Raw genomic sequence first — 23667 nt, forward strand, 5'->3', positions numbered from 1 at the left:
CGACACCCCGCCGACCCCCACAGCAAGGACCCCGCCCCCATGGCAGACACCTATCTCGACCTCGTCAGCTCCGGCCCCGGCGGCCGGCTCGCCCGGCAGCTCGGGCTGCCCGCCCCCGCCCGGCTGCGCCGCCACCGCGCCGGGGACCCGCTCGTGCCCGGACCCGTCCTCGTGCTGGGGCGGGGGGAGGAGGCCGACCGGATTGCCGCGGCCCTGCTCGGCTGGGACCTCGACGTGCGCCGCCACCCCGACGACGTCCACCGCTTCGGCGCGGTCGTGCTGGCCCTGACCGAGCTCGCCCGGCCCGCCGAGCTGGCCGAGCCCGCGCTCGGCCTGGGCGGGGCGCTGCGCTCGCTCGCCCCCGGCGGCCGGGTGGTCACCGTGTCCCGGCCCGCCCCGGGCATCGGCACGGGCGCGGCCTCGGCCACGCCCGCGGCGGCGGAGCCGCTCGACCCGGCCGTCGCCGCGGCCCGCCAGGCCGTCGTCGGCCTGCTGCGCTCCACCGCCCAGGAGATGCGCGGCGGGGCCACCGCCAACGGCGTCCTGCTCGCCGAGGGCGTCGCCCCCGAGGCCCCCAGCGTGCTGGGCGCCCTGCGGTTCCTGCTCTCCGGGCGCAGCGCCTTCGTCTCCGGGCAGTTCGTGACGGTCGGGGACGACGCCGGGGCCCTGCCCGCGGACTGGGAGGCCCCCCTGCGGGGCAGGGTCGCCGCTGTCACCGGCGCCGCCCGCGGCATCGGCGCACAGATCGCCCGCACGCTCACCGGCGCCGGCGCGCGCGTCGTCGTCGTGGACGTCCCCGCCGCGGGCGAGCCCCTGGCCGCCCTCGCCAACGAGATCCACGCCGTGGCCCTCCAGCTCGACGTCACGGACGAGCACGCGGGCGAGCGGATCCTCGGGCTCGCCCGGGAGCGCTTCGGGCACCTGGACGTGGTGGTGCACAACGCCGGGATCACCCGGGACAAGCTGCTGGCCAACATGGACGAGTCCCGCTGGGCCTCGGTGCTGGCCGTGAACCTCGAGTCGCAGCTGCGGATGAATGACCAGCTCCTGGCGGGGGAGGGCCTCGGCGAGGCGCCGCGGATCGTCTGCCTGGCCTCCACGAGCGGTGTGGCGGGCAACCGCGGCCAGACCAACTACGCCGCCTCGAAGGCCGGGGTGATCGGGATGGTCGCCGCCACCGCGCCCCTGCTGGCCCGGCGCGGCGGCAGCATCAACGCCGTGGCCCCCGGGTTCATCGAGACGGAGATGACCGCCCGGATCCCGGCGGCCCGCCGCCAGGTCGCGCGCCGGCTGAACTCCCTGCAGCAGGGCGGGCTGCCGGAGGACGTGGCCCAGGCCGTGCTGTTCCTCGCCTCGGACGCCGCCGGCGGCGTCAACGGGCAGACGCTGCGCGTGTGCGGCCAGAACCTGGTGGGGGCGTGAGCATGGCCGCCGACCGGCACGAGACCGTGGTCCTGCCCGGCGTCCCCTCGCTGGGCGGGCTCTACGCCCGTGCGGCGGCGGGGGCGGCCGGGGACCTGCTGCCGCGCGCCCTCGCCGACCGGGTGCCGGGCCGGCTGTCCGGCCGGCTGCCCGGCCGGCCGGCCGGGGCGCGCCGCGGCACCGGCGACGCCCCGCTCGAGCTGCCGGCGGTGGCGCACGTCGTCGAGGACGTGGTCGTCGACCCCGCCGGGCACGAGGCGTTCTGCCGCGCGGTCGGGGCGCCGCTGCGCGAGGGCCCCGGCGGCACCGAGGCCTTCTCCGGGCACCTGCACGCCCTGGCGTTCCCCGTGGCCATGAGCGTGCTCACCCGCCCGGACTTCCCGCTGCCGGTCCTCGGCATGGTGCACCTGGCCAACGAGGTCGAGCACCTCCGGGCCGCGGCGGTGGGGGAGCACCTCACGGTCACCGCCACCGCCGAGCGGCTGCGCCCGCACCGCTCCGGCGCGCAGGTGGACGTCGTCGCCCGCCTCGCGCGCCGGGACGGCGAGACCGTCTGGACGGGCCGCTCCACCTACCTCGCCCGGGGCGTGCGCGTGCCCGGGACGGCCGACGACACCCCGCGCGCGGAGTTCGTGCCGCCGGCGCCGACCGGGCACTGGCGCCTGGCGGCCGGCACGGGGCGGGACTACGCCGCGGTGAGCGGGGACTGGAACCCCATCCACCTCTCCGGCCCGAGCGCCCGGGCGCTCGGCATGAAGGGCGCCATCGCCCACGGCATGTACTCCGCCTCGCGCGCCCTCGCCGAGGTGGGGGTGCCGCCCGGGACGCCCTTCCGCTGGACGGTGGAGTTCGCGGCCCCGGTCCTGCTCCCGGGCACGGTCGCGGTCGCGATCACCGACGACGGCCGGGGGCCCGGCTGGCGGGGCTCGCGCTTCGCCGGGTGGGACCCGCGGCGCAGGCGCCCGCACTTCACGGGGACGGTGGCGCGGCTGGACGGCTGACCCGCCGCCGCGGGCCCGGTCGACGGTGGCGTCCGGCGCGTGGGCCACAATGGTCGGGTGAGCCCACAGCAGAGGACAGACGCACGACCCGTCGACGCCACCGGCCAGGACCTCAACCCCGCCCCGCCCAGCGAGGACCTCAAGGAGCAGTACGCGGAGCTCGTGGACCGGGTGCGCGCGGCACGGACCGCCTACTACGTCGAGGACGCGCCCACCATCTCGGACGCGGAGTACGACGAGCTCTACCGGCGGCTCGAGGAGGTCGAGGCGCTGCACCCCGAGCTGGTGGCCAACGACTCGCCCACCCAGGAGGTCGGCGGCGAGGTCTCCGCGGCGTTCACGCCCGTGACGCACCTCGCGCGGATGTACTCCCTCGAGGACGTCTTCTCGATCGACGAGCTCACGGCCTGGCTGGCGAAGGCCTCCGCCTCCATCGAGGCGCTGCCGGACGCCCCGGAGTCCGCGTGGCTCACCGAGCTGAAGATCGACGGGCTGGCCGTGAACCTGCTCTACCGCAACGGCGAGCTCGTGCGGGCCGCGACCCGGGGGGACGGCACCACGGGCGAGGACGTCACGCACAACGTGCGCACCATCGCGACCATCCCCACCGTGCTCACGGGGGAGGACGTGCCCGAGGAGGTCGAGATCCGCGGCGAGGTGTTCATCTCCTCCCGCGACTTCCGCGCCCTCAACGAGGCGATCGTGGCCGAGGGCCGGGCGCCCTTCGCCAACCCCCGCAACGCCGCGGCGGGCTCGCTGCGGCAGAAGGACCCGGCGGTCACGGCCCGGCGCCGGCTGTCCATGTACGTGCACGGGGTGGGGGCCGCCACGGGCCTGCACGCCGACACCCAGTCCCAGGTCTACGAGCTGCTCGAGCGGTGGGGCCTGCCCGTCAGCCCGTACTACCGCGTGCTGCCCTCCACGGAGGACGTCCTCGCGTTCATCGAGGAGTACGGCCGCCGCCGCCACGACCTCATCCACGAGATCGACGGCATCGTGGTCAAGGTCGACGACCGCCGCACCCAGTTCCGGCTCGGGCACACCTCCCGGGTGCCCCGCTGGTCCGTGGCCTACAAGTACCCGCCCGAGGAGGTGCACACCCGGCTCAAGGACATCCTGGTCAACGTGGGCCGCACCGGGCGGGTCACCCCGTTCGGGCTCATGGAGCCGGTGCGGGTCGCCGGGTCCACCGTGGAGATGGCCACCCTGCACAACCAGGACGTGGTGAAGGCCAAGGGCGTGCTCATCGGGGACACCGTGGTGCTGCGCAAGGCGGGCGACGTGATCCCCGAGATCGTGGGGCCCGTGGTGGCGCTGCGGGACGGCACGGAGCGCGAGTTCGTGATGCCCACCCACTGCCCGTCCTGCGGCACGGAGCTGCGCCCGGCCAAGGAGGGCGACGTCGACATCCGCTGCCCCAACGCCCGCAGCTGCCCGTCCCAGCTGCGGGAGCGGGTCTTCCACGCCGCCGGCCGCGGCGCGTTCGACATCGAGGCCCTCGGCTACGAGGCCGCCCTCGCCCTGACCCGGCCCGACGAGCCGGAGACCCCGCCGCTGACCAGCGAGGCACACCTGTTCGACCTCACCCCCGAGGACCTGCGCCAGGTGCGGATCCGACGGGAGAAGAAGTCGCGCGGCACGCCCACGGGCGACACCGAGCTCGTGCCCTACTTCTGGACGAAGGGCACGGCCAAGAAGCCCTCCGAGCCCACCGCCACCACCCGCAAGCTGTTCGAGGAGCTCGAGAAGGCCAAGGCGCAGCCGCTGTGGCGCGTGCTCGTGGCCCTGTCCGTCCGGCACGTCGGCCCGACCGCGGCCCGCTCCCTGGCCACGGCCTTCGGCTCGCTGCCGGCCATCCGCGACGCCGACGAGGAGACCCTGGCCCAGGCCGACGGCGTGGGGCCCGTGATCGCCGCGGCCCTCACCGAGTGGTTCGCCGAGCCGTGGCGCCGGGAGATCGTGGAGCGCTGGGCGGCCGCGGGCGTGCGCATGGAGGACGAGGTGGACGAGTCCGTGCCGCGGACCCTCGAGGGCACCACCGTGGTGATCACCGGCACCCTCGAGCGCTTCAGCCGCGACTCCGCGAAGGAGGCGGTGCTGGTGCGCGGCGGCAAGGCCTCCGGCTCCGTGTCGAAGAAGACGCACTTCCTGGTGGCGGGCGAGAACGCCGGCACCAAGCTGGACAAGGCCGAGCAGCTGGGGGTGACCGTGCTCGACGAGGCCGGGTTCGAACGGCTCCTCGCCGAGGGGCCGGACGCGCTCGCCGGCGCGGCCGGGAGCACCTCCGAGGACGCCCCGGCCGGCACGGAGAACGGCACGGAGAACGGTACGGACGACGAGGACGGGGCCTGAGCATGGGACGCCACGACGACGCGCTGGAGGGCCTCGGCCCGACCGGCGCCCACCTGGAGGAGCTGCTGGAGCTGGCCCTGGCGGCCGCCGAGTCCGGGGCGGAGGTACTGCGGGGCCGCGACGCCGGCCGGCTGGGCGTCACCGGCAAGTCGGGGGAGGGGGACTGGGTCACCCGCTTCGACGTCGCCGCCGAGCAGGCCGTGCTGCGCACCATCCTGGACCGCCGTCCGCACGACACCGTCACCGGCGAGGAGTCGGGCACGCACCGCCCGGAGCACCCCTCCGGGATCCGCTGGTCGGTGGACCCGCTCGACGGCACCACCAACTTCATCCGCGGCATCGTCTACTACTGCACGTCCGTGGCCGCCGCCGACGCCCAGGGCAACTGGCTCGTGGGCGCCGTCAACGCCCCCGCCCTGCGCCGCACCTACTTCGCCGTGCGCGGGGCCGGCGCGTGGGTGGAGGAGGACGGCGCGTCCCGCCGGCTCGAGGGTCCCGTGCCGGACCGGCCGGGCCGGCTCTACGGCACCGGATTCTCCTTCGACGCCGACCGGCGCGAGCGCCAGTTCCCCGCCTTCGCCGCCACCATGCGGCAGTACACGGACATGCGGCGCCTGGGCTCGGCGGCCCTGGACCTGTGCCTGGTCGCGGACGGCGCGCTCGACGGGTACGGCGAGCAGGGTCTGCACGAGCACGACTGGGCCGCCGGCGCGCTCATCGCCGAGGAGGCCGGCGCCCTCGTGACCCGGCCGGAGCTGCCCTCCCCGGCGGCGGGCGAAGTGCCGGCCGCCGACCGCCTCGCGGCCTGGATCACCGCACGCGAGCGCGGCATTCCGGGCTGAGTGCGGGCCGGGGCCCGGCCCGCTGAACGTGTGAGATGGCTCTCGTCACTTGACCGAGACCAAAACGTTGCCATAGCGTGACCTTCGAAGCGTTCTTCCCGAGGGCATGCCCTCCGCTTCCCGGAGTGCGAACTCCTGCGCCGGCGTCCTTCACGGGCCGGCACCCCTGCAGACCGCGAACGTGTGATACCTCACGACGGGCCGAAAGGGGTAGCGCAACGAAAATCGTTACGCTATCGTGATAATCAGCTTCCCCGAGGATTCCTCCGGGGATCCGGTGTGCCTGGAGTCCGACTCCCGGCGCGCCACCACACCATGCTGGGTGCTGCCGTAACACCGCACGTCGTCTGAAGGGCAGACACCTGTAAGCACTTACCCACCAACACCTTGACGGGTAGACGACGGCGCGAAGACATCCGGGGACGGAAACGAGCGCAGGTGGCCCAGGGAGCATCATGACCAACGCTTTCGCTGTTCGTCGCAACGTCCGTCGCGGTGCCGCCGCTCTGATCCTCGGCGGGACCGCCGTGGGCGCCATGGCCCTCCCGGCCAACGCCGCTCCGGCCTCCACCTGGGACGCCCTCGCCGAGTGCGAGTCCGGTGGCAACTGGGGCACCTCCACCGGCAACGGCTTCTCCGGCGGCCTGCAGTTCACCCCCTCCACCTGGGCCGCCTTCGGTGGCCAGGGCGCCCCGCAGGACGCCTCCCGTGAGCAGCAGATCGCCGTGGCCGAGAACGTTCTCGACGGCCAGGGCTGGGGCGCGTGGCCCGCCTGCTCCGCGAAGCTGGGCCTGTCCGGCTCCGCCGCTCCCTCCGCCAACCCGATGGGCTCCGCGTCCGTGACCCCGCAGTCCGTCGAGGCCCCGGCCCCGATCGAGGCTCCGGCCCCCGCCCCCGAGCCCGGCCCCGTGGCCGCTCCCGTCGAGGCCCCGGCCGCCGTCCAGGCCCCGGTCGTCGAGTACGTGGCCCCCGCCGCCGCCGTGGCCCCGGCCTCGGTCTCCGCCGAGACCTACACCGTGGTCGCCGGCGACACCCTCGGTTCCATCGCCGACAAGCTCGGCATCGAGAACTGGGAGGACCTGTACGCCGCGAACGAGGGCACCATCGCCGACCCGAACCTGATCTTCCCCGGCCAGGTGCTGAACATCCCCGCCTGATCCCCACCGGACAGGCACCGCGCGGCCGCGCCGCGCGAGAGCATGCGAGAGGGCCCCTCCGATCGGAGGGGCCCTCTCGCATGCTCGGCGGGCACCGGCACGGCGCCGACCGTGCGCTCAGCTCACGGCGTGCGCTCGGGCCGGCTCCACAGCCACGGCTCGGTTGGCTCGGCCCCGGCGTCGCCGAAGCTCACGGAGCGCTCCGCGCCCTTGACCCGGTACGGCTGGATCACCGTCAGGGACTCGCCCTCCCGGTGCTGGGTCTCCACGGCCACGGCCGTCTGCCCGGAGCGGTCCGGCAGGGTCACGGGGAAGGCGACCGCGGCGCAGAGGAGGTCGTCCCGCAGCTCCACCGCCCGCGCCCGCAGGGCGTCCAGGGCGGCCTCGGGGCTCAGCTCCTCCGCGTCCTCGGCCGGCAGGCTGTCGAGCTCGTACTCGCCGTCCTTGCGCGCGGTGACGAGGAAGGGGGGAAACGCCCCGTGCTGCCCCAGCTGCTGCTCGGCCACGGCCTGGACGTGGGCCATGACCGTGTCGATCGTCGCGGCGGCGTCCTTGCTGACCCGCTGGCGCCACGCGTTGGCGGCGTCCGTCGCGGAGGTCGCGCGCGCGGCCTTCCCGGAGCGGGCGCCGGGGCGCCCGCTCTTGGCGCCTCGGTCCTTCTTCGTGCGGGCGGGGGTGCTCTTGGCCATGTCCGGGTGCTCCTGTGCGGTGGTCGGTGCGTCCCTCCAGGGTATGCCCCTGCGGGGCCCCCTCCGGCCGGGAAGGAGGGGAGTGCCGCGCGGCTAGACTGGACCGGAAACCACCCCCGATCACGAGCAGGAGTGCGCATGTCTGCGATCACCCGCGAGCAGGTCGCCCACCTGGCGAAGCTCGCGCACATCGAGATGACCGAGGAGGAGCTGCGGTCCATGGCGAAGGAGCTCGACCTCGTCGTCGACTCCGTCGCGTCCGTCAGCGAGGCCGCCGGCCCGGACGTCCCGGCCACGAGCCACCCCATCCCGCTGCAGAACGTCTTCCGCGAGGACGTCGTGGGCGAGACCCTCACCGCCGAGGAGTCGCTGCTCAACGCACCGGACGCCGCCGAGGGCAAGTTCAAGGTGCCCGCGATCCTGGACGAGGAGTAGCCGCATGAGCAGCACCGGAACGCCCCAGGGACCCGTCGGTCTCTCCGCCGCCGAGCTCGCCCGCCGGCTCGCCGCCGGCGAGATCACCTCCGTCGACGCCGTCCAGGCCCACCTGGACCGCATCCGGGAGACCGACGGCGATCCCGTCGACCCCGCCGACCGCAGCCGCGGCAGGACCGGGCTCAACGCCTTCCTGCACGTCAACACCGAGGAAGCCCTGTCCGTGGCCGCCGAGGTGGACGCCGCCCGCGCCCGCGGTGAGGAGCTGCCCGAGCTCGCCGGCGTGCCGATCGCGGTCAAGGACCTCATCGTCGCCAAGGGGCAGCCCACCACCGCGGCGTCCCGCATGCTCGAGGGCTGGATGAGCCCCTACGACGCCACCGTGACCCGGCGGCTGCGCGCCGCCCGGATGCCGCTGCTGGGCAAGACGAACCTCGACGAGTTCGCGATGGGCTCCTCCAACGAGCACTCCGCCTTCGGCGACACCGCCAACCCGTGGGACCTGTCCCGCATCCCCGGCGGGTCCGGCGGCGGGTCCGCCGCCGCCGTGACCGCGTTCCAGGCGCCGCTGGCCCTGGGCACGGACACCGGCGGGTCCATCCGCCAGCCCGCGGCCCTGACCGGTTCGGTGGGCGTCAAGCCGACCTACGGCGGGGTCTCGCGCTACGGCGTGATCGCCATGGCCTCCTCGCTGGACCAGGTGGGCCCCGTGGCGCGCACGGTGCTCGACGCCGCGCTGCTGCACGAGGTGATCGGCGGGCACGACCCGCAGGACTCCACGTCCCTGCCCGACCCGCTCGGCGACCTCGCCGCCCAGGCCCGGGCCGGCGCCGCCGAGGGCGGACTGGCGGGCCTGCGCGTGGGCGTGGTCAAGGAGCTCACGGGCGAGGGCTTCCAGCCCGGCGTCCAGCAGCGCTTCGAGGAGGCCGTGGAGCTGCTGCGCTCCGCGGGCGCCGAGGTCGTGGAGGTCTCCACCCCGAACTTCAAGTACGCTCTGGGGGCCTACTACCTCATCATGTCCTCCGAGGTCTCCTCGAACCTCGCCAAGTACGACGGCGTGCGCTTCGGCCACCGCGTGCTGCCCGAGGACGGGCCCCTGACCATCGAGCGCGTGATGGGCTCCACGCGCGCCGCCGGCTTCGGGGCCGAGGTCAAGCGCCGCATCATCCTGGGCACCTACGCGCTGTCCGCGGGCTACTACGACGCCTACTACGGCTCGGCGCAGAAGGTCCGCACCCTCGTGCAGCGCGACTTCGCGGCCGCGTTCGAGCAGGTGGACGTGCTGGTCTCCCCGACGTCCCCGACCACCGCGTTCGAGCGGGGCGCCGTGGACGAGTCCGCCGACCCCATGCAGATGTACCTCAACGACATCGCCACCATCCCCACCAACCTGGCCGGGGTCCCCGCGATCTCCGTCCCCGGCGGCCTCGCCCCCGAGGACGGGCTGCCCGTGGGCATCCAGTTCATGGCCCCCGCACGCCAGGACGCCCGGCTCTACCGCGCCGGCGCCGGCCTGGAGGCCCTGCTCGAGCAGCGCTGGGGCGGACCGCTCTGGCAGCGGCTGCCGGACACCGCCGCCCTGGTCCGGGACCTGGCCGGCGGCCCCGCCGCGTCCGATCTGTCCGCACTCGTCCGGGGAGGAGCCCGCTGATGAACCGGAGCACCGAAGAGGTCCTGTCCTTCGACGAGGCCATGGAGAAGTACGACCCCGTGCTGGGCTTCGAGGTCCACGTGGAGCTCAACACCCGGACCAAGATGTTCGACGCCGCCCCCAACGTCTTCGGGGACGAGCCGAACACCAACGTCACCCCCGTCTCGCTCGGCCTGCCCGGGGTGCTCCCCGTGGTGAACCGGGTGGCCGTGGAGTCCGCGATCAAGCTCGGGCTCGCCCTGGGCTGCGAGATCCGCCCGGTCTCCCACTTCGCCCGGAAGAACTACTTCTACCCGGACACCCCCAAGAACTTCCAGACCTCCCAGTACGACGAGCCGATCGCCGAGAACGGCTCCGTCGACGTGGAGCTGGAGGACGGGACCGTGTTCACGGTCGAGATCGAGCGCGCTCACATGGAGGAGGACGCCGGGAAGCTCACGCACATGGGCGGCGCCGCCGGGCGCATCCAGGGCGCGGACTTCTCCCTGGTCGACTACAACCGCGCCGGCGTCCCGCTCATCGAGATCGTGACGAAGCCCATCGTGGGCGCCGGCACCCGCGCGCCCGAGCTGGCCCGCGTGTACGTGGCCCTGATCCGGGAGATCGTGAAGAACCTCGGGATCTCGGACGCGAAGATGGAGCGCGGCAACGTCCGCTGCGACGCCAACGTGTCCCTCATGCCCAAGGGCAGCGCCACGTTCGGCACCCGCTCCGAGACGAAGAACGTGAACTCGCTGCGCGCCGTGGAGCGTGCCGTGCGCTTCGAGATCCAGCGCCACGCGGCGGTCCTCGACTCCGGCGGCACGATCGTGCAGGAGACCCGGCACTGGCACGAGGACACCCGCTCCACCACGAGCGGGCGCCCCAAGTCGGACGCCGACGACTACCGCTACTTCCCGGAGCCCGACCTCGTGCCGGTCGTCACCGACCACGAGTGGATCGAGCGGCTGCGGGCCGAGCTGCCCGAGCCCCCGGCCGAGCGCCGGAAGCGGCTCAAGACCGACTGGGGCTTCTCCGACGAGGAGTTCCGGGACGTCGTCAACGCGGGGGTCCTCGACGAGATCGAGCAGACCGTGTCCGCCGGCGCCGCCCCGGCCGCGGCCCGCAAGTGGTGGATGGGCGAGATCGCCCGCCTGGCCAACCAGCGGGAGGTGGAGATCGCCGAGCTCGGCGTCACCCCGCAGCACGTCGTCGAGCTCAACGGGCTCATCGACGCCGGGAAGATCAACGACAAGCTCGCCAAGAAGGTCCTCGCCCACGTCCTGGAGGGCGAGGGCTCGCCCGCGGAGGTCGTGGAGCGGCGCGGCCTGGCCGTGGTCTCCGACGACTCCGTGCTGACCGCGGCGATCGACGACGCCATGGCGCAGATGCCCGACGTCGTGGCGAAGGTGCAGGCCGGCAAGGTCCAGGCCGTCGGCGCCCTCATCGGCCCCGTCATGAAGGCCACCCGCGGCCAGGCCGACGCGGGCCGGGTGCGCGAGCTGATCCTGGAGAAGCTCGGCGTGCAGGGCTGACCGCCGCTCCCGCGCCCGCGCAGGACCGCGTGCGCGGAACACCGAGGGGTCGCCTCCTGTGGGAATCCGCAAAGGATTCCGGCAGGACGCGACCCCTCGCCGCGCGGCGGGGTCCGGACGCGACCCGTCGCTGCGCGGCGTGCGAGCATGGGCGCATGGACCCTGCGTGCGACGTGCTCATCATCGGCGGCGGCATCGCCGGACTGTCCCTGGCCTCGGAACTGGCCGAGCGGCGGGGGAGCGGCGCCGGGATCGTGCTCGCGGAGACCGAGCCCGTCCTGGCCCACCACACCTCCGGGCGCTCGGCCGAGCAGCTGATCCCCAGCTACGGCCCGGCCCCCGTCCGGGAGCTGACCGGGGCGACCGTGGCCCGGCTGCTCGACCCGCACCCGGCCCCGCCGCGGCCCCTGGCCTGGCCCAGCCGCATGGTCCTCGTCGGGACCGAGGCCCGGCTGCGCGCCGAGGCCGCCCCGGGGACGCAACCGCTGTCCCGGGCGGAGCTCGTGGAGCTGTGCCCCGAGCTGGCCTGCTCCCCGGCGGACGCGGTCGAGGCCGGGCGCCTCGACAGCACCTCCGTGCGCACCGACGCCGCCGCGCTCGTGGCCTGGCACCGCGACCGGGCCGGGGCGGCGGGCGCCCGGCTGCTCACCGGCGCCCCGGTGACCGCGGCCGAGCCCGACGGCGCCGGCTGGCGGGTCGTGGCCGGTCCGCACCGGCTGCGCGCCCGGCAGGTGGTCGTCGGCGCAGGCGCCTGGGCGGACGAGGTGGCGGGCCTGTTCGGCGCGGCCCCGCTGGGGCTGCGCCCGCTGCGGCGCACCGCGGCCCTCGTGCGGCTCGCGAAGCCGCTGGCCCCGGACCACCCCATGGTCGTCGCCGCGGACTCCGGCTGGTACTACCGGCGGGCCGGGGACGGCGCGCTCGTCTCCCCGTCCGAGGCCGTGCCGAGCGAGCCCTGCGACGCCCAGCCGGTGCTCGAGGACGTCGAGGACCTCCTGGGGCGGCTCAACACCGTGACCTCCCTCGGCGCCACGGGGATCGAGCGGGCCTGGACCGGGCTGCGCACCGAGTCCCCGGACGGCGTGCCCGTGTGCGGCGCCGACGCTGACGTCCCGGGGCTCCTGTGGCTGGCCGGCCAGGGCGGCTACGGGTTCCAGACGAGCACGGCCATGGCCCGCGCCGCCGCGGACCTGCTGCTCGACGGGGCCGTGGGTCCGTGGTGCTCCCGGGAGACGGCCGCCGCCCTGGACCCGGGCCGCTTCCGGCGCTGAGCCCCCGGGGGCCGGCGCGGCGGACGCCGTGCCGTCGACCGCCGTGCCGCGCGGCGGCGGATCCCCGGCGGGGGCAGGCCGTGCTCGGGACCCGCCGGCCCGGGTCAGGCGCCGGCGAGGCCCATCCGGTCCAGCACCCAGGCGTACTCCCAGGCCGTGTCCTTCCACTGCGAGTACCGCCCCGAGGCGCCGCCGTGGCCCCCGGCCATCTCGCAGCGCAGCAGCACCGGCTCGCCGGAGGTCGAGGCCTCCCGCAGCGCGGCGACCCACTTGGCGGGCTCCACGTAGAGCACCCGGGTGTCGTTGAGGCTCGTGACCGCGAGGACCGGGGGGTAGGGCAGCGGCCGGACGTTCTCGTAGGGGGAGTAGTCGCGCATGTACCCGTAGACGTGCGCGTCCTCGATGGGGTTGCCCCACTCCTCCCACTCCAGGGCCGTGAGCGGCAGGGACGGGTCGAGGATGGAGGTCAGCGGGTCCACGAACGGCACCGCCGCCAGCGCGCCGCAGTACCGCTCCGGGGCGAGGTTGAGCACCGCGCCCACCAGCAGGCCGCCGGCGGAGCCCCCCATCACCAGGATCCGCCGCTCGTCGACGTCCGGCCGGGCGGCGAGGTGGTCGGTGACCGCCACGTAGTCGGTGAACGTGTTCGTCTTGTGCAGCTTCTTGCCGTGCTCGTACCAAGTCCGTCCCAGCTCCCCGCCGCCGCGCACGTGGGCCACGGCCCAGACCACGCCGCGGTCCAGCAGGGACAGCCGGGAGACCGAGAACGCGGGGTCGGTGCTGTGCTCGTAGGAGCCGTAGGCGTACTGCAGCACCGGTGCCGGCACGGAGGGGTCGAGGTCGGCGCGGCGGACCAGGGAGACGGGGATGCGGGTCCCGTCGGCCGCGGTGGCCCAGTCCCGCTCCACCGCGTAGTCGGCGGGGTCGTAGCCGCCGAGCACCGTGGCCTCGCGCCGCAGCAGCGGCTCGGCGGGCAGTGCGCCGTCGTCCCCGGTGGCGCCCGCCACGAAGAGGTCGTAGACGCGCGGGGGCGTCGTGAAGGACGTGTAGGACAGGCGCACCACGGGGGCGTCGTGCTCCGCGGCGGAGACGCTCGCGGTGTAGAGCTCCTCGGCGAAGGCCGGTTCCACGGGGGCGGCCTGGGCGTCAGTGCCCAGCCCGGCGAGCGGGAGCAGCCGGACCCGCAGCGTGGTGTCCGCCCGGACGGAGACCACCAGGTGCGTGGCCGTCACGGCGCAGCCGTTGACGCGGACGGTGTCCGAGGCCGGCACGACGTCGCGCAGGGCCACCTCCGCGACCGGACGGCCGAGGTCGGCCGGGTCCATGAGGGAGATCTGGGAGTTCGGGGCCTCGTGGTCGTGGGTCAGCAGGATCTGCTCCCGCCCGTCCAGCAGCAGGGGCTCCGCCTCGTAGAGCACCCGGTCGGTGCGGGGCAGCACCACCCGCAGCGGCGCCGCCGGGTCCGCGACCGGCTGGATGAGCTGCTCCGAGAACTCGGAGCACATGGCCTCCACCACGATCCAGCGCCGGTCCGCGGACAGGCCCGCCCCGAGCCACAGGCCGGGGTCGGTCTCCTCGTGGACGACGACGTCCTCGGCCACCGGGGTGCCCAGCTCGTGCCGGCGCAGCTGGTGGGGGCGCCAGGACTCGTCCACCACCGTGTAGTACACGGCGTGCGCGTCCGGGGTGAGGAAGGACCCGTAGAACGTCCCGGGGATCTCGTCGGCGAGCAGCGCCCCCGTGGTGAGGTCCCGGACCCGCAGGGTGAAGCGCTCGTCGCCGGTGACGTCCTCGGCCCAGGCCAGCAGCTCCCCGTCCTCGGAGACGTCGAAGCTGCCCAGGGAGTAGAACTCGTGCTTCGCGGCCTCCGCGTTGGCGTCGAGGAGCACCTGCTCCCCGGCCATGGGGGTGCCGGGCTCGACGACGGGCGGGGTCCAGTCCGCGAGCACGTCACCGGTGGTCACGGCCGGGACCCGGCAGAACACCTGGTGCGCGCCGCCCTCCACGGTGCGGGCGAAGTACCACCAGGCGCCGCGCCGGCTGGGCACGGACAGGTCGGTCTCCTGGGTGCGGTCCTTGATCTCCCCGAAGATCGTCTCCCGCAGACCCGTGAGGTGGGCGGTGGCGGCCTCCGCGTACTCGTTCTCCGCGGTGAGGTGGGCCAGCACCTCGGGGGAGTCCTTGTCCCGCATCCACTCGTACGGGTCGGAGAACACGTGGCCGTGGAAGGCGCGCTCGACGGGCTGCTGGCGGATCTGCGGGGGAAGGACAGTCATGGTCCCCATCCTAGGGAAGACGCCCCGGCTGGGGAGGGGGCGGTCCGGGCGGGCCCGGGGGGCCCGGCGCGGGCTGCGCAGGGCGGCCGGCGGGCCGGTGCCAGAATGGCCGCATGAGCACCCCCGCCCACCTCGCCCCGCGACCGCCCGCCTTCGGCTCCACCCGCGCCGACCTGTGGCTGCAGGTGCTCCTCGTGCTCGGGGTGTCCCTGGGCGCCTCGGCCCTCTGGGCCGCGCTGTCCCTCGCCGAGCACCTGGCGCGCGGACCGCTGTCCGAGGCGCAGGCCACGATGAACCCGCCGCTGAGCCCGCAGCCCCTCATCGACCTGCTGCGCCAGCTCACCGGGATCGCCCTGGACCTGGTGCCGGTGCTGCTCGCGCTCTACCTGCTCGCCGGCTCCGCCGGGGCGCTGGGCACGGTCCGCCGGCGGATCGGCCTCGACGCCCGGATGCCCCTCCCGGACCTGGGCCTCGGCACCGTGCTCTTCCTGCTCATGGGCCTGGGCACGCTGGCGCTCTACGGCGCCGGCCGGGCCCTGGGCGTCACCGCGGAGGTGACCACGTCCGGGCTCGCCGCGCACTGGTGGACGGTGCCCGTGCTGCTGCTCTCGGCCGTGCGCCACGCCCTGGTCGAGGAGGTCGTGGTGGTCGCGTTCCTGACCGACCGGCTGACCCGCATCGGGTGGAGCTGGCCCGTGGTGCTGGTGGTCACGGCCCTGTTCCGCGGCAGCTACCACCTCTACCAGGGGATCGGGCCCTTCCTCGGCAACGTGGTGATGGGCCTCGTCTTCGCGGAGCTCTACCGGCGCACCGGCCGGGTGATGCCCCTCGTCGTCGCGCACTTCCTGCTGGACGCCGTCGGCTTCCTCGGGGCAGCCCGGCTCCTGGGCTGAGACCCGCCCCGCGGGGCGCGGCCCAGCCGCCGGGCACTGCGGGCCCGGTCGCGGACCAGGCCGGCCTCAGATGGTGACGGCGCCGTCCGGGGTGCTGAACGAGACGGAGAGCACCCCGGGGGTGCCGTCCGGATAGCGCCAGTCGACCTCGAGGTCCTCGAGCGCGGTCTCGACGGGGGCGCCCAGCCACTCGGCGACCCGTTCCGGGGCACCGGCGATGGTCATCCCCGCGAGCCCGACGTCCGTGATCCGCGCCTGGGACGGGTGCATCTCCGGGGCGGAGTCGAAGTGGATCATGAACGGCAGCTGCGGATCGGCGATCAGGCCCTTGACGCCGATCTGGTGCCACTCGAGGCACCGGCCGTCCGGGAAGACCCGGTGGCCGGGCACGGAGCGGCGCCCCAGGCGCTGCTCGAAGGGGGCGAGGTCCTCGACCTCCACGACCCAGCCCAGCCAGCCGCCGCCGGCGGCGGACCGGGCCCGCACGGCCTGCCCGAAGGGGGCCTTCTCCGCCGCCGGGTGCTGGAGGACCTCGACGACCTCCACGTACTGGTGGTTCGTGAGCGGCAGGATCATGTTGCGGGTGCCGAAACGGGGGTGCACCCCGCCCTTGACCGGTTCGATCCCGAGCTGGTCGGCGATGCGCTCGGTGGTGGTCTCCAGGCCCTCCGGGCGGCAGGCGTAGGACACGTGGTCGACTCTCATGGGCACATCGTGGCACCCTGTGAGTTTCGTCTCCAAATCGGTCCGCGACGCGCCGGGCACCGTGCGGGCGGCACCCCGGCCGGGGCGTCACGCCCGACCCCGGCTTGACGCCGTGCGGGCCTGATCCGGAGAATGCTGTCCAGGTCATGAGCGCCAGCGTCCAAGCCCCAGCTAGCTGGCCGGCAACCCTCCACCGCGGTGGGGTGCCCTGGGTGAAGACCAGGCTCCTCGCGTCCGGCGAGCGAGCAAGCGCGGGTCCCCGGCGCCCGGCCGTTCCCGGCCGCACCGCCTCGGCCGGGACGGGACCCCTGAGATCCACAAGGAGTCCCACGGCATGTCCGATCTCCCCGCCTCCAGCACCGACGCCTCCGCCGCCCGCACCGACGCGGCCGAGCGCCCCACCCCCGAGAACCCCGGGGGCTGGGCCTTCGAGACCCGGCAGATCCACGCGGGGCAGAGCCCCGACCCGGTCACCGGCTCGCGCGCCCTGCCGATCCACCAGACCACGTCCTTCGTCTTCCCCGACGCCCAGGCCGCCGCCGACCGCTTCGCGCTCGCCGAGCTCGGCCCGATCTACACGCGGATCGGCAACCCGACCACGGAGGTCGTGGAGAACCGGATCGCCGCCCTGGAAGGCGGCGTGGGCGCCCTCATGCTCAGCGCGGGGCAGTCGGCGACGACGTTCGCCGTGCTCAACGTCGCCGGCGCGGGAGACCACCTCGTGGCCAGCCCCAGCCTGTACGGCGGGACCTACAACCTCTTCAAGTTCACACTGCCCAAGCTCGGCATCGAGACCACCTTCGTCTCCGACCCCGACGACCCCGAGGCGTGGCGGCAGGCGGTCCGGCCGAACACGAAGGCCTTCTTCGCCGAGACGATCCCGAACCCGCGCAACGACGTCCTCGACATCGAGACGGTCTCCGGGATCGCCCACGACCACGAGGTCCCGCTCATCGTGGACAACACCGTGGCGACCCCCTACCTCGTCCAGCCCCTGCGCTGGGGCGCGGACGTCGTGGTGCACTCGGCCACCAAGTTCCTCGGCGGGCACGGCACGGCCATCGGCGGCGTGATCGTGGACTCCGGGGCCTTCGACTACGGCCGCTACCCGGACCGCTTCCCCGGCTTCAACCAGCCGGACGAGTCCTACGGCGGCCTCGTCTACGCCGAGGCCCTGGGCGCGGAGGGGCCCTTCGGCGTCAACCTGTCCTACATCCTCAAGGCCAGGGTGCAGCTGCTGCGCGACCTCGGCTCGGCGATCTCCCCGTTCAACGCGTTCCTCATCGAGCAGGGCATCGAGACGCTGTCCCTGCGGATGGAGCGGCACGTGGCCAACGCCGGGACGGTGGCCCGCTGGCTCGAGGCCCGCGAGGACGTGCGCTCGGTGTCCTGGGCCGGGCTGGAGTCCTCCCCGTGGCACGAGCGGGCGCAGAAGTACGCGCCCCGGGGCGCCGGGTCGATCCTGGGCTTCGTCCTCGACGGCGGCCGGGAGGCCGGGGCCGCCTTCGTGGACGCCCTGACCCTGCACTCGAACGTCGCCAACATCGGCGACGTGCGCTCCCTCGTGATCCACCCCGCGTCCACCACGCACAGCCAGCTCCTGCCCGAGGAGCAGCTGGCCGCCGGCGTGGAGCCCGGCTTCGTGCGCCTGTCCGTGGGCCTGGAGCACATCGACGACATCCTGGCGGACCTGGAGCAGGGCTTCGCCGCGGCCGCGGCCGCGCAGGGAGGACAGGAGTGACCGTGACGGTCGTGAGGGGCTCCGGCGCCGGGACCGCCGTCCGCGAGGACGGCGTGCCGCGGGTCGCCGGGATCGGCGAGCTCGAGCTCGAGTCGGGCTTCCGGCTGCCCGACGTCCGGATCGCCTACGAGACGTGGGGGACGCTCGCCCCGGACGCCTCCAACGCGGTGCTCGTCGAGCACGCCCTCACCGGGGACACCCACGTGGCGGCCGGCCGGGCCCGCCCCGGCGCCCCCGAGGCCGAGCGGCGCGCCGCCGAGAGCGGCGGCTGGTGGGAGGGCCTGATCGGCCCCGGCGCCGCCATCGACACGGACCGGTGGTTCGTGGTCTGCACCAACATCGTGGGCGGCTGCTACGGGTCCACGGGCCCGGCGACCCCCGCGCCGCCGAGCGTGGACCCCGAGGGCCGCCCCTGGGGCTCCCGCTTCCCGCTCATCACCGTCCGGGACTCCGTGCACGCCGAGGCGGCGCTGGCCGACGTCCTCGGCATCGACGCCTGGCGCCTGGTCATCGGCGGCTCCATGGGCGGGGCCCGCGCCCTGGAGTGGGCCGTGACCCACCCGGACCGCGTCCGGGCGTGCGCGGTGGTCGCCGCGTGCGCCCAGTCCAGCGCCGAGCAGCTCGCGTGGGGCCAGGCGCAGAACCTCGCGATCCGCCAGGACCCGCACTTCCGCGGCGGGGACTACTACGACGGCCCGCCGCCCGTCACGGGCCTGGGCCTGGCCCGGCGGATCGCCCACATCACCTACCGCTCGGCCGACGAGCTGCACCACCGGTTCGGGCGCTCGCCGCAGGCCGAGGAGCAGGTCATCGACACGCACGCCGGCGGGCGGGGGCGCTACCAGGTGGAGAGCTACCTCGACCACCAGGCGTCCAAGCTGGCGGGCCGCTTCGACGCCAACAGCTACCTCGCCGTCAACGAGACGCTCATGTCCCACGACGTCGCCCGGGGCCGCGGCACGCTCGAGGAGGCGCTGTCCGTGACCTCGTGCGAGTGGCTCGTGGCGGCGGTGGACTCCGACCGGCTCTACCTGCCCCGCGAGTCCGACGTCCTGGCCGCCGCGCTGCCCGGGGACGTCCGGCGGCACACCCTGACCTCGCCCTCGGGCCACGACGGCTTCCTCATCGAGGCTCCCCAGCTCGGCAAGCTGCTCGTGGAGACCGTGCTGCCCGAGCGCTGAGCCGGGACGGGGGTCCTCAGCCGTTCCCGCTCGCTCAGCCGTCCGCGGCACCCCGGTCGTCGCCGGGGCCCGCCCCGGGTCCCTCGCCGGGCGCGACGCCGCCCCCGGGCACGGTGGGGGTGCCGAAGTGCGGCCGCTTCGGCCGGACCTGCGCCCCGGAGCTGGTGCGCCGGATCCGGCGGGCCACCCACGGGCGCAGATAGCGGTGGGCCCAGACGAGGTCCTCGCCGCGGGCCTGCCGCCAGGACGAGGGCGGGCGGTCGGGCACCACCTCGGGCACGAGGCCGTGCGCGAGGCCCAGGGTGTCCAGGGCCTCGACCGCGATCCGGTGGTGGCCCAGGGGCGAGAAGTGCAGCCGGTCGGGGTCCCACATCGCCGGGTCCGCGAGCTCCCGCAGCCCCCACAGGTCCACCAGCACGGCGTCGTGCCGGGACGCGACCACGCGCACGTTCTCGTTGTAGACCGCGATCCGGCCCCGGATCCCGCGCAGCACGGGCGTGGCGCCGATGTCCGGGCCGCCGACCAGCACGACCGTCGCCCCGTCCGCCGCGAGCCGGCCCACGACGTCGTCCATCTCCTCGGCGATCGCGTCCGGGTCCCCGCCGGGGCGCAGCATGTCGTTGCCGCCCGCGCAGACCGTCACGAGGTCCGGGGTCAGCTCCAGGGCCGGTGCCACCTGCTCGTCGACGATCTGGCGGAAGAGCCGGCCGCGGATCGCGAGATTGGCGTAGGACAGGCCGGGGGCGAGGCGGTTCAGCTCCTCGGCGACCCGGTCCGCCCAGCCGCGGTGCCCGCCGGGGGAGCCGGGGTCCGGGTCCCCGATGCCCTCCGTGAACGAGTCGCCGATCGCCACCATGCGGCGCCACGGGTGGACGGGAGGTGCGGTGTCCGGGGGCCCCGGCGTCGTCTCGGTCATGCCTCCCGGTCTACCACCGGGCCCGGCGGGCGTCCACGCGCCCGCGCCGCGGGCCCCGGGACCGGGTGGCACACTGGTGCCATGACCGACGCCACCGTCCCGACCGGGACCGCCACCCCCTTCGCCGTGTGGAGCAGGGACGCCGACGCCCGCCCCGGCACCCCGCTGCTCGTGCTCCTGCACGGCTACGGCTCGCACGAGCAGGACCTCATGGGTCTCGTCCCGGCCCTGCCAGGCGAGTTCAGCGTGGCGTCCGTGCGCGCTCCCCAGCCCGCCGGGTTCGGCTACCAGTGGTTCCCGCTCGCCGCGGACCTCAGCTTCTCCCTCGACCGGGTGGCCGAGGCCGTGGAGCCCGTCGCGGCGTGGCTGCGGGAGCTGGCCGCGGACCACCCCAGCACCACGCTGCTGGGGTTCTCGCAGGGCATGGCCATGGCCACGTCCCTCGCCCGGCACATGCCGGGCGAGATCGCCGCCGTGGTGGGGCTCTCCGGCTTCGTGGTCCCCGGCGAGCACCCCCTGTTCGCCGACGAGCAGCTGCGGGAGCGGCCGCTGCGGATGTTCTGGGGCCGTGACCCGCAGGACCCGGTCATCCCGCAGGAGCTCGTCGACTCCACCGCCGAGTGGGCGCTGGAGCACGCCGACGTCATGAAGGTGCACTACACCGGGGTCGGCCACGGGATCAGCCCGCAGGAGGTGGGGCACGTGCGCGAGTACCTCACCCAGGTGGTGCTGGGGGACCCGGACCGCCCGGTCAGCCGCCCGCGGTGATCCGCACCGAGGCGCCCCCGGCGGAGACGACGTCCCCCGGGTGCAGCTGCCGGCCGCGCCGCGTCTCGACCTCGCCGTTGACCGAGACCTGACCGTCCTCCACCAGGCCCCGGGCGTGCGCCCCGTCCTCGGCGAGGTTCGCCAGCTTGAGCGCCTGGCCCAGCCGGATCATGTCGTCGCGGATGGGCAGTTCGTCGGGGCCGCCGGGCTGCTGGGGAGTCGTCATGCCCCCATTGTCCCAGGTCCCGTCCGGTCGGCGGGCACGGCGGGAATTGGCTACCCTGGGACGAGGACGTCGCCCGCGGCGTCCTCGTTCGTGACGGCCGACGACGGCCGGTCCCCGCCCGGCGCACCGCCGGGCCACACCACCCACCACGCGCGTCCGCAGCCGGCGGTCGGGCGAGACCCTGGAGGAATCCCACATGGCCCCCAAGTCCACGCTGGACAACGTCATCTCGCTGGCCAAGCGCCGCGGTTTCGTGTTCCAGGCGGGTGAGATCTACGGCGGTTCCCGCTCCGCCTGGGACTACGGGCCCCTCGGCGCGGAGCTCAAGGAGAACATCAAGCACGAGTGGTGGCAGACCTTCGTGCGCGGGCGCGAGGACATGGTGGGCCTCGACTCCTCGATCATCCTCCCGAAGGCCGTGTGGGAGGCCTCGGGTCACGTGGCGACCTTCACGGACCCGCTCGTGGAGTGCACCTCCTGCCACAAGCGCGCCCGCCAGGACCACCTGGTCGAGGCCTTCGAGGAGAAGAAGGGCCGCGCCCCCGAGAACGGCATGGCCGAGATCCCCTGCCCCAACTGCGGGACCAAGGGCCAGTGGACCGATCCGCAGCAGTTCTCCGGGCTGCTCAAGACGTTCCTCGGCCCGGTCGACAACCAGGAGGGCCTGCACTACCTGCGGCCCGAGACCGCCCAGGGCATCTTCGTGAACTTCAACAACGTGGTCACCGCCGCCCGGAAGAAGCCGCCGTTCGGCATCGGGCAGATCGGCAAGGCGTTCCGCAACGAGATCACCCCCGGCAACTTCATCTTCCGCACGCGCGAGTTCGAGCAGATGGAGATCGAGTACTTCACCCACCCGTCCGAGGCCGGGCACTTCTTCGACGAGTGGGTCGAGGCGTGCTGGAACTGGTTCACGGACCTGGGCATCGACCCGGACCACATGCGCCGCTACGACGTCCCCGAGGACGACCGGGCGCACTACTCCGCCGGCACCATCGACATCGAGTACCGGTTCGGCTTCCAGGGCAATCCGTGGGGCGAGCTCATGGGCGTGGCCAACCGGACCGACTACGACCTGGGCGTGCACAACGAGCACTCCAACACGGACCTCAGCTACTTCGACCAGCAGACCAACGAGCGCTACGTCCCGTACGTGATCGAGCCGTCCTTCGGCCTGACCCGGTCGATGATGGCCTTCCTCGTGGACGCGTACACCGAGGACGAGGCGCCCAACTCGAAGGGCGGGGTGGACAAGCGCACGGTCCTCAAGCTGGACCCGCGCCTGGCCCCGGTCAAGGCCGCGGTGCTGCCGCTGTCCCGCAACGAGGACCTCTCGCCGAAGGCCAAGGACCTGGCCGCCGAGCTGCGCCGGAACTGGAACATCGACTTCGACGACTCGGGGGCGATCGGGCGCCGCTACCGCCGCCAGGACGAGATCGGCACCCCGTTCTGCATCACGGTGGACTTCGACACCCTCGAGGACCAGGCCGTGACCATCCGCGAGCGGGACGCGATGACCCAGGAGCGCGTGGCCCTCGACCAGGTGAAGTCCTACCTCGCCGGGAAGCTCGTCCGCTGATGAGCGGCGCGCTGACCGGCCCCGGGCTGCGGCCCTGGCGGGACGGGGACGACCTGCGGCTGCTCGAGGTGTGGCCCGCCCCGGAGACGCCCCAGGCCGCCGCCTTCCGGGCGACGCTGCGCCCCGACGACGACGCCCCGTGGTCCCGCACGGTCGTGGCGGAGGACTCCGGCGTGCCGGTCGCCGCCGGCACGGTCTACGAGTCGGCGCTGCACCCCTCGAGGCTGTGGGCCTACGTGGAGGTCGCCCCCGACCGCCGCGGCGAAGGGCTCGGGCGCGCCCTGCTGGAGCGGCTGCGCACCGAGGCGGCGGGCTCGCCCTCGGGCGTGCAGGCCCTGCGCACGAAGGCGGCGCCCGGCTCGGCCGGCGAGCGCTTCGCCCGGGCCGCCGGCCTGGACCCCGTCCAGGACTCGCGCGTGGTCCGGGTGGCGGCCGGGGCCCTGCCCCTCCAGCCGCTGCGGGAGCACCCCGACGGGACACCGGCGCAGGCCGTCGAGGACCTGGCCACCGGCTCGGTCGAGCTGACCCGGGCGCTGTGGGCGTTCTACCGGGCCGTGCACGCCTGGGACGAGCCGGCGGACCTGTCCGTGGGACGGGTCAACCAGCTGTTCCTCTCCGACGCCGCACACGCCTTCGGGGCGCTCGTGCTGCGCAACGGCGTGGGCCCGGGGGAGCGGGGCAGGATCTCCGCGTTCGCCGTGAGCTACCGGCCCGTCGAGCTCGACGCCGCCCCCGGCGCCCCCGCCCGTGAGGACGCGCCGGACGAGCCCGCCCACGTCGTGCTCGGCTGGACGCCGGGGGACGCCGCGGCAGGTCCCGCGCTCGAGCAGCTGCTCGCGCTGCTGGCCCACCACCACCCCGTGCAGTTCCAGGTGGACGGGTCGATGGAGCCGCTGACCGCCGTCGTCGACAACCTCCTGGCGGCCGGCGCCGCCACGGTCGTGGAGACCTCCGTCGTCCTCGCGGAGCCCGGGGACTGAGCGCACGGGCCGAGCACCGGCACGCGGGAGGCCCCGGCACCTCGAGGTGCCGGGGCCTCCCGCGTGCCGGC

General features: G+C 74.6%; 20 protein-coding genes and 1 riboswitch. Of the genes, 15 read left to right on the plus strand and 5 right to left on the minus strand.

The features are described from left to right. The first annotated feature begins 39 nt into the window (after positions 1 to 39). From RF640_RS05455 to RF640_RS05475, 5 genes are all read left to right on the plus strand, one after another. Positions 40 to 1422, plus strand: a complete 1383-nt coding sequence (locus RF640_RS05455; RefSeq protein WP_017833837.1) for a 3-oxoacyl-ACP reductase — start codon at positions 40 to 42, stop codon at positions 1420 to 1422. Positions 1423 to 1424: 2 nt separating this feature from the next. Then, positions 1425 to 2423: a MaoC/PaaZ C-terminal domain-containing protein gene (locus RF640_RS05460; protein WP_368827107.1), complete on the plus strand. Its 999-nt coding sequence runs from the start codon at positions 1425 to 1427 to the stop codon at positions 2421 to 2423. A gap of 57 nt (positions 2424 to 2480) precedes the next feature. After that, positions 2481 to 4775, plus strand: a complete 2295-nt coding sequence (gene ligA, locus RF640_RS05465) for an NAD-dependent DNA ligase LigA (RefSeq protein ID WP_368827018.1) — start codon at positions 2481 to 2483, stop codon at positions 4773 to 4775. A gap of 2 nt (positions 4776 to 4777) precedes the next feature. Next, positions 4778 to 5617, plus strand: a complete 840-nt coding sequence (locus RF640_RS05470) for an inositol monophosphatase family protein (RefSeq protein WP_290467430.1) — start codon at positions 4778 to 4780, stop codon at positions 5615 to 5617. Between the two features lie 536 nt (positions 5618 to 6153). Further along, complete coding sequence (locus tag RF640_RS05475; protein ID WP_368827109.1) at positions 6154 to 6774, plus strand: transglycosylase family protein; 621 nt, start codon at positions 6154 to 6156, stop codon at positions 6772 to 6774. A gap of 122 nt (positions 6775 to 6896) precedes the next feature. On the opposite strand, the gene RF640_RS05480 is transcribed toward RF640_RS05475, so the two are convergent. Then, the gene (locus RF640_RS05480) at positions 6897 to 7463 is read right to left on the minus strand and encodes a hypothetical protein (RefSeq protein ID WP_368827020.1); all 567 of its coding nucleotides are present in this window, start codon (positions 7461 to 7463) and stop codon (positions 6897 to 6899) included. Between the two features lie 138 nt (positions 7464 to 7601). On the opposite strand from RF640_RS05480, the gene gatC reads away from it, so the two are divergent. The 4 genes from gatC (at position 7602) to RF640_RS05500 (ending at position 12331) form a co-directional block, all read left to right on the plus strand. Next, positions 7602 to 7898, plus strand: coding sequence for an Asp-tRNA(Asn)/Glu-tRNA(Gln) amidotransferase subunit GatC (gene gatC, locus RF640_RS05485; protein WP_017833831.1), 297 nt, complete (start codon positions 7602 to 7604; stop codon positions 7896 to 7898). Positions 7899 to 7902: 4 nt separating this feature from the next. Beyond that, positions 7903 to 9549 carry an Asp-tRNA(Asn)/Glu-tRNA(Gln) amidotransferase subunit GatA gene (gatA, locus tag RF640_RS05490; protein WP_368827022.1) on the plus strand — a complete coding sequence of 549 codons (1647 nt, stop codon included), beginning with the start codon at positions 7903 to 7905 and terminating at the stop codon, positions 9547 to 9549. Next, positions 9549 to 11063: an Asp-tRNA(Asn)/Glu-tRNA(Gln) amidotransferase subunit GatB gene (gene gatB / locus RF640_RS05495; RefSeq protein ID WP_017833829.1), complete on the plus strand. Its 1515-nt coding sequence runs from the start codon at positions 9549 to 9551 to the stop codon at positions 11061 to 11063. The genes gatA and gatB overlap by 1 nt, the downstream gene beginning before the upstream one ends. A gap of 155 nt (positions 11064 to 11218) precedes the next feature. After that, positions 11219 to 12331, plus strand: coding sequence for an NAD(P)/FAD-dependent oxidoreductase (locus RF640_RS05500; protein ID WP_368827025.1), 1113 nt, complete (start codon positions 11219 to 11221; stop codon positions 12329 to 12331). Between the two features lie 104 nt (positions 12332 to 12435). On the opposite strand, the gene RF640_RS05505 is transcribed toward RF640_RS05500, so the two are convergent. After that, positions 12436 to 14607, minus strand: a complete 2172-nt coding sequence (locus RF640_RS05505; RefSeq protein ID WP_368827027.1) for a S9 family peptidase — start codon at positions 14605 to 14607, stop codon at positions 12436 to 12438. A 113-nt stretch (positions 14608 to 14720) separates the two neighbouring features. Between RF640_RS05505 and RF640_RS05510 the strand changes: the two genes are divergently transcribed. Continuing rightward, positions 14721 to 15500, plus strand: a complete 780-nt coding sequence (locus RF640_RS05510) for a CPBP family intramembrane glutamic endopeptidase (RefSeq protein ID WP_095651353.1) — start codon at positions 14721 to 14723, stop codon at positions 15498 to 15500. 66 nt (positions 15501 to 15566) lie between these two features. On the opposite strand, the gene RF640_RS05515 is transcribed toward RF640_RS05510, so the two are convergent. After that, positions 15567 to 16205: a VOC family protein gene (locus RF640_RS05515; RefSeq protein WP_035926403.1), complete on the minus strand. Its 639-nt coding sequence runs from the start codon at positions 16203 to 16205 to the stop codon at positions 15567 to 15569. A gap of 142 nt (positions 16206 to 16347) precedes the next feature. Further along, a riboswitch (SAM riboswitch) is annotated at positions 16348 to 16463 on the plus strand. Positions 16464 to 16539: 76 nt separating this feature from the next. Between RF640_RS05515 and RF640_RS05520 the strand changes: the two genes are divergently transcribed. Both RF640_RS05520 and RF640_RS05525 read left to right on the plus strand, forming a co-directional pair. Further along, positions 16540 to 17946: a bifunctional o-acetylhomoserine/o-acetylserine sulfhydrylase gene (locus tag RF640_RS05520; RefSeq protein ID WP_251356153.1), complete on the plus strand. Its 1407-nt coding sequence runs from the start codon at positions 16540 to 16542 to the stop codon at positions 17944 to 17946. After that, complete coding sequence (locus RF640_RS05525) at positions 17943 to 19127, plus strand: homoserine O-acetyltransferase (protein WP_368827030.1); 1185 nt, start codon at positions 17943 to 17945, stop codon at positions 19125 to 19127. The genes RF640_RS05520 and RF640_RS05525 overlap by 4 nt, the downstream gene beginning before the upstream one ends. Before the next feature lie 34 nt (positions 19128 to 19161). Here RF640_RS05525 and RF640_RS05530 read toward each other — a convergent pair whose 3' ends face one another. Then, positions 19162 to 20043, minus strand: a complete 882-nt coding sequence (locus RF640_RS05530; RefSeq protein ID WP_368827032.1) for an SGNH/GDSL hydrolase family protein — start codon at positions 20041 to 20043, stop codon at positions 19162 to 19164. Positions 20044 to 20124: 81 nt separating this feature from the next. Between RF640_RS05530 and RF640_RS05535 the strand changes: the two genes are divergently transcribed. After that, positions 20125 to 20811 (plus strand): alpha/beta hydrolase, encoded by a 687-nt coding sequence (locus RF640_RS05535; RefSeq protein WP_109268694.1) that lies wholly within the window; start codon positions 20125 to 20127, stop codon positions 20809 to 20811. On the opposite strand, the gene RF640_RS05540 is transcribed toward RF640_RS05535, so the two are convergent. Then, positions 20795 to 21037, minus strand: a complete 243-nt coding sequence (locus RF640_RS05540; RefSeq protein WP_035926391.1) for an RNA-binding S4 domain-containing protein — start codon at positions 21035 to 21037, stop codon at positions 20795 to 20797. The genes RF640_RS05535 and RF640_RS05540 overlap by 17 nt on opposite strands. 196 nt (positions 21038 to 21233) lie before the next feature. Between RF640_RS05540 and RF640_RS05545 the strand changes: the two genes are divergently transcribed. Beyond that, complete coding sequence (locus tag RF640_RS05545) at positions 21234 to 22616, plus strand: glycine--tRNA ligase (RefSeq protein WP_017833819.1); 1383 nt, start codon at positions 21234 to 21236, stop codon at positions 22614 to 22616. Next, the gene (locus RF640_RS05550) at positions 22616 to 23596 is read left to right on the plus strand and encodes a GNAT family N-acetyltransferase (protein WP_368827035.1); all 981 of its coding nucleotides are present in this window, start codon (positions 22616 to 22618) and stop codon (positions 23594 to 23596) included. The genes RF640_RS05545 and RF640_RS05550 overlap by 1 nt, the downstream gene beginning before the upstream one ends. Positions 23597 to 23667 lie beyond the last annotated feature (71 nt).

Origin of the sequence: Kocuria sp. CPCC 205231 (assembly GCF_040980965.1) — a bacterium.
GTDB classification, from domain to species: domain Bacteria; phylum Actinomycetota; class Actinomycetes; order Actinomycetales; family Micrococcaceae; genus Kocuria; species Kocuria rosea.

Excerpts from the sequence above, each read along its gene's own strand:
- RF640_RS05480 (WP_368827020.1), bottom strand. The coding sequence starts at position 7,463 with ATGGCCAAGAGCACCCCCGCCCGCACGAAGAAGGACCGAGGCGCCAAG.
- RF640_RS05550 (WP_368827035.1), top strand. The coding sequence starts at position 22,616 with ATGAGCGGCGCGCTGACCGGCCCCGGGCTGCGGCCCTGGCGGGACGGG.
- gatA (WP_368827022.1), top strand. The coding sequence starts at position 7,903 with ATGAGCAGCACCGGAACGCCCCAGGGACCCGTCGGTCTCTCCGCCGCC.
- RF640_RS05530 (WP_368827032.1), bottom strand. The coding sequence starts at position 20,043 with ATGACCGAGACGACGCCGGGGCCCCCGGACACCGCACCTCCCGTCCAC.
- RF640_RS05500 (WP_368827025.1), top strand. The coding sequence starts at position 11,219 with ATGGACCCTGCGTGCGACGTGCTCATCATCGGCGGCGGCATCGCCGGA.
- RF640_RS05505 (WP_368827027.1), bottom strand. The coding sequence starts at position 14,607 with ATGACTGTCCTTCCCCCGCAGATCCGCCAGCAGCCCGTCGAGCGCGCC.
- RF640_RS05475 (WP_368827109.1), top strand. The coding sequence starts at position 6,154 with ATGGCCCTCCCGGCCAACGCCGCTCCGGCCTCCACCTGGGACGCCCTC.
- gatC (WP_017833831.1), top strand. The coding sequence starts at position 7,602 with ATGTCTGCGATCACCCGCGAGCAGGTCGCCCACCTGGCGAAGCTCGCG.
- RF640_RS05455 (WP_017833837.1), top strand. The coding sequence starts at position 40 with ATGGCAGACACCTATCTCGACCTCGTCAGCTCCGGCCCCGGCGGCCGG.
- gatB (WP_017833829.1), top strand. The coding sequence starts at position 9,549 with ATGAACCGGAGCACCGAAGAGGTCCTGTCCTTCGACGAGGCCATGGAG.
- RF640_RS05535 (WP_109268694.1), top strand. The coding sequence starts at position 20,125 with ATGACCGACGCCACCGTCCCGACCGGGACCGCCACCCCCTTCGCCGTG.
- RF640_RS05515 (WP_035926403.1), bottom strand. The coding sequence starts at position 16,205 with ATGAGAGTCGACCACGTGTCCTACGCCTGCCGCCCGGAGGGCCTGGAG.
- RF640_RS05520 (WP_251356153.1), top strand. The coding sequence starts at position 16,540 with ATGTCCGATCTCCCCGCCTCCAGCACCGACGCCTCCGCCGCCCGCACC.
- RF640_RS05545 (WP_017833819.1), top strand. The coding sequence starts at position 21,234 with ATGGCCCCCAAGTCCACGCTGGACAACGTCATCTCGCTGGCCAAGCGC.
- RF640_RS05510 (WP_095651353.1), top strand. The coding sequence starts at position 14,721 with ATGAGCACCCCCGCCCACCTCGCCCCGCGACCGCCCGCCTTCGGCTCC.
- RF640_RS05460 (WP_368827107.1), top strand. The coding sequence starts at position 1,425 with ATGGCCGCCGACCGGCACGAGACCGTGGTCCTGCCCGGCGTCCCCTCG.
- RF640_RS05470 (WP_290467430.1), top strand. The coding sequence starts at position 4,778 with ATGGGACGCCACGACGACGCGCTGGAGGGCCTCGGCCCGACCGGCGCC.
- RF640_RS05540 (WP_035926391.1), bottom strand. The coding sequence starts at position 21,037 with ATGACGACTCCCCAGCAGCCCGGCGGCCCCGACGAACTGCCCATCCGC.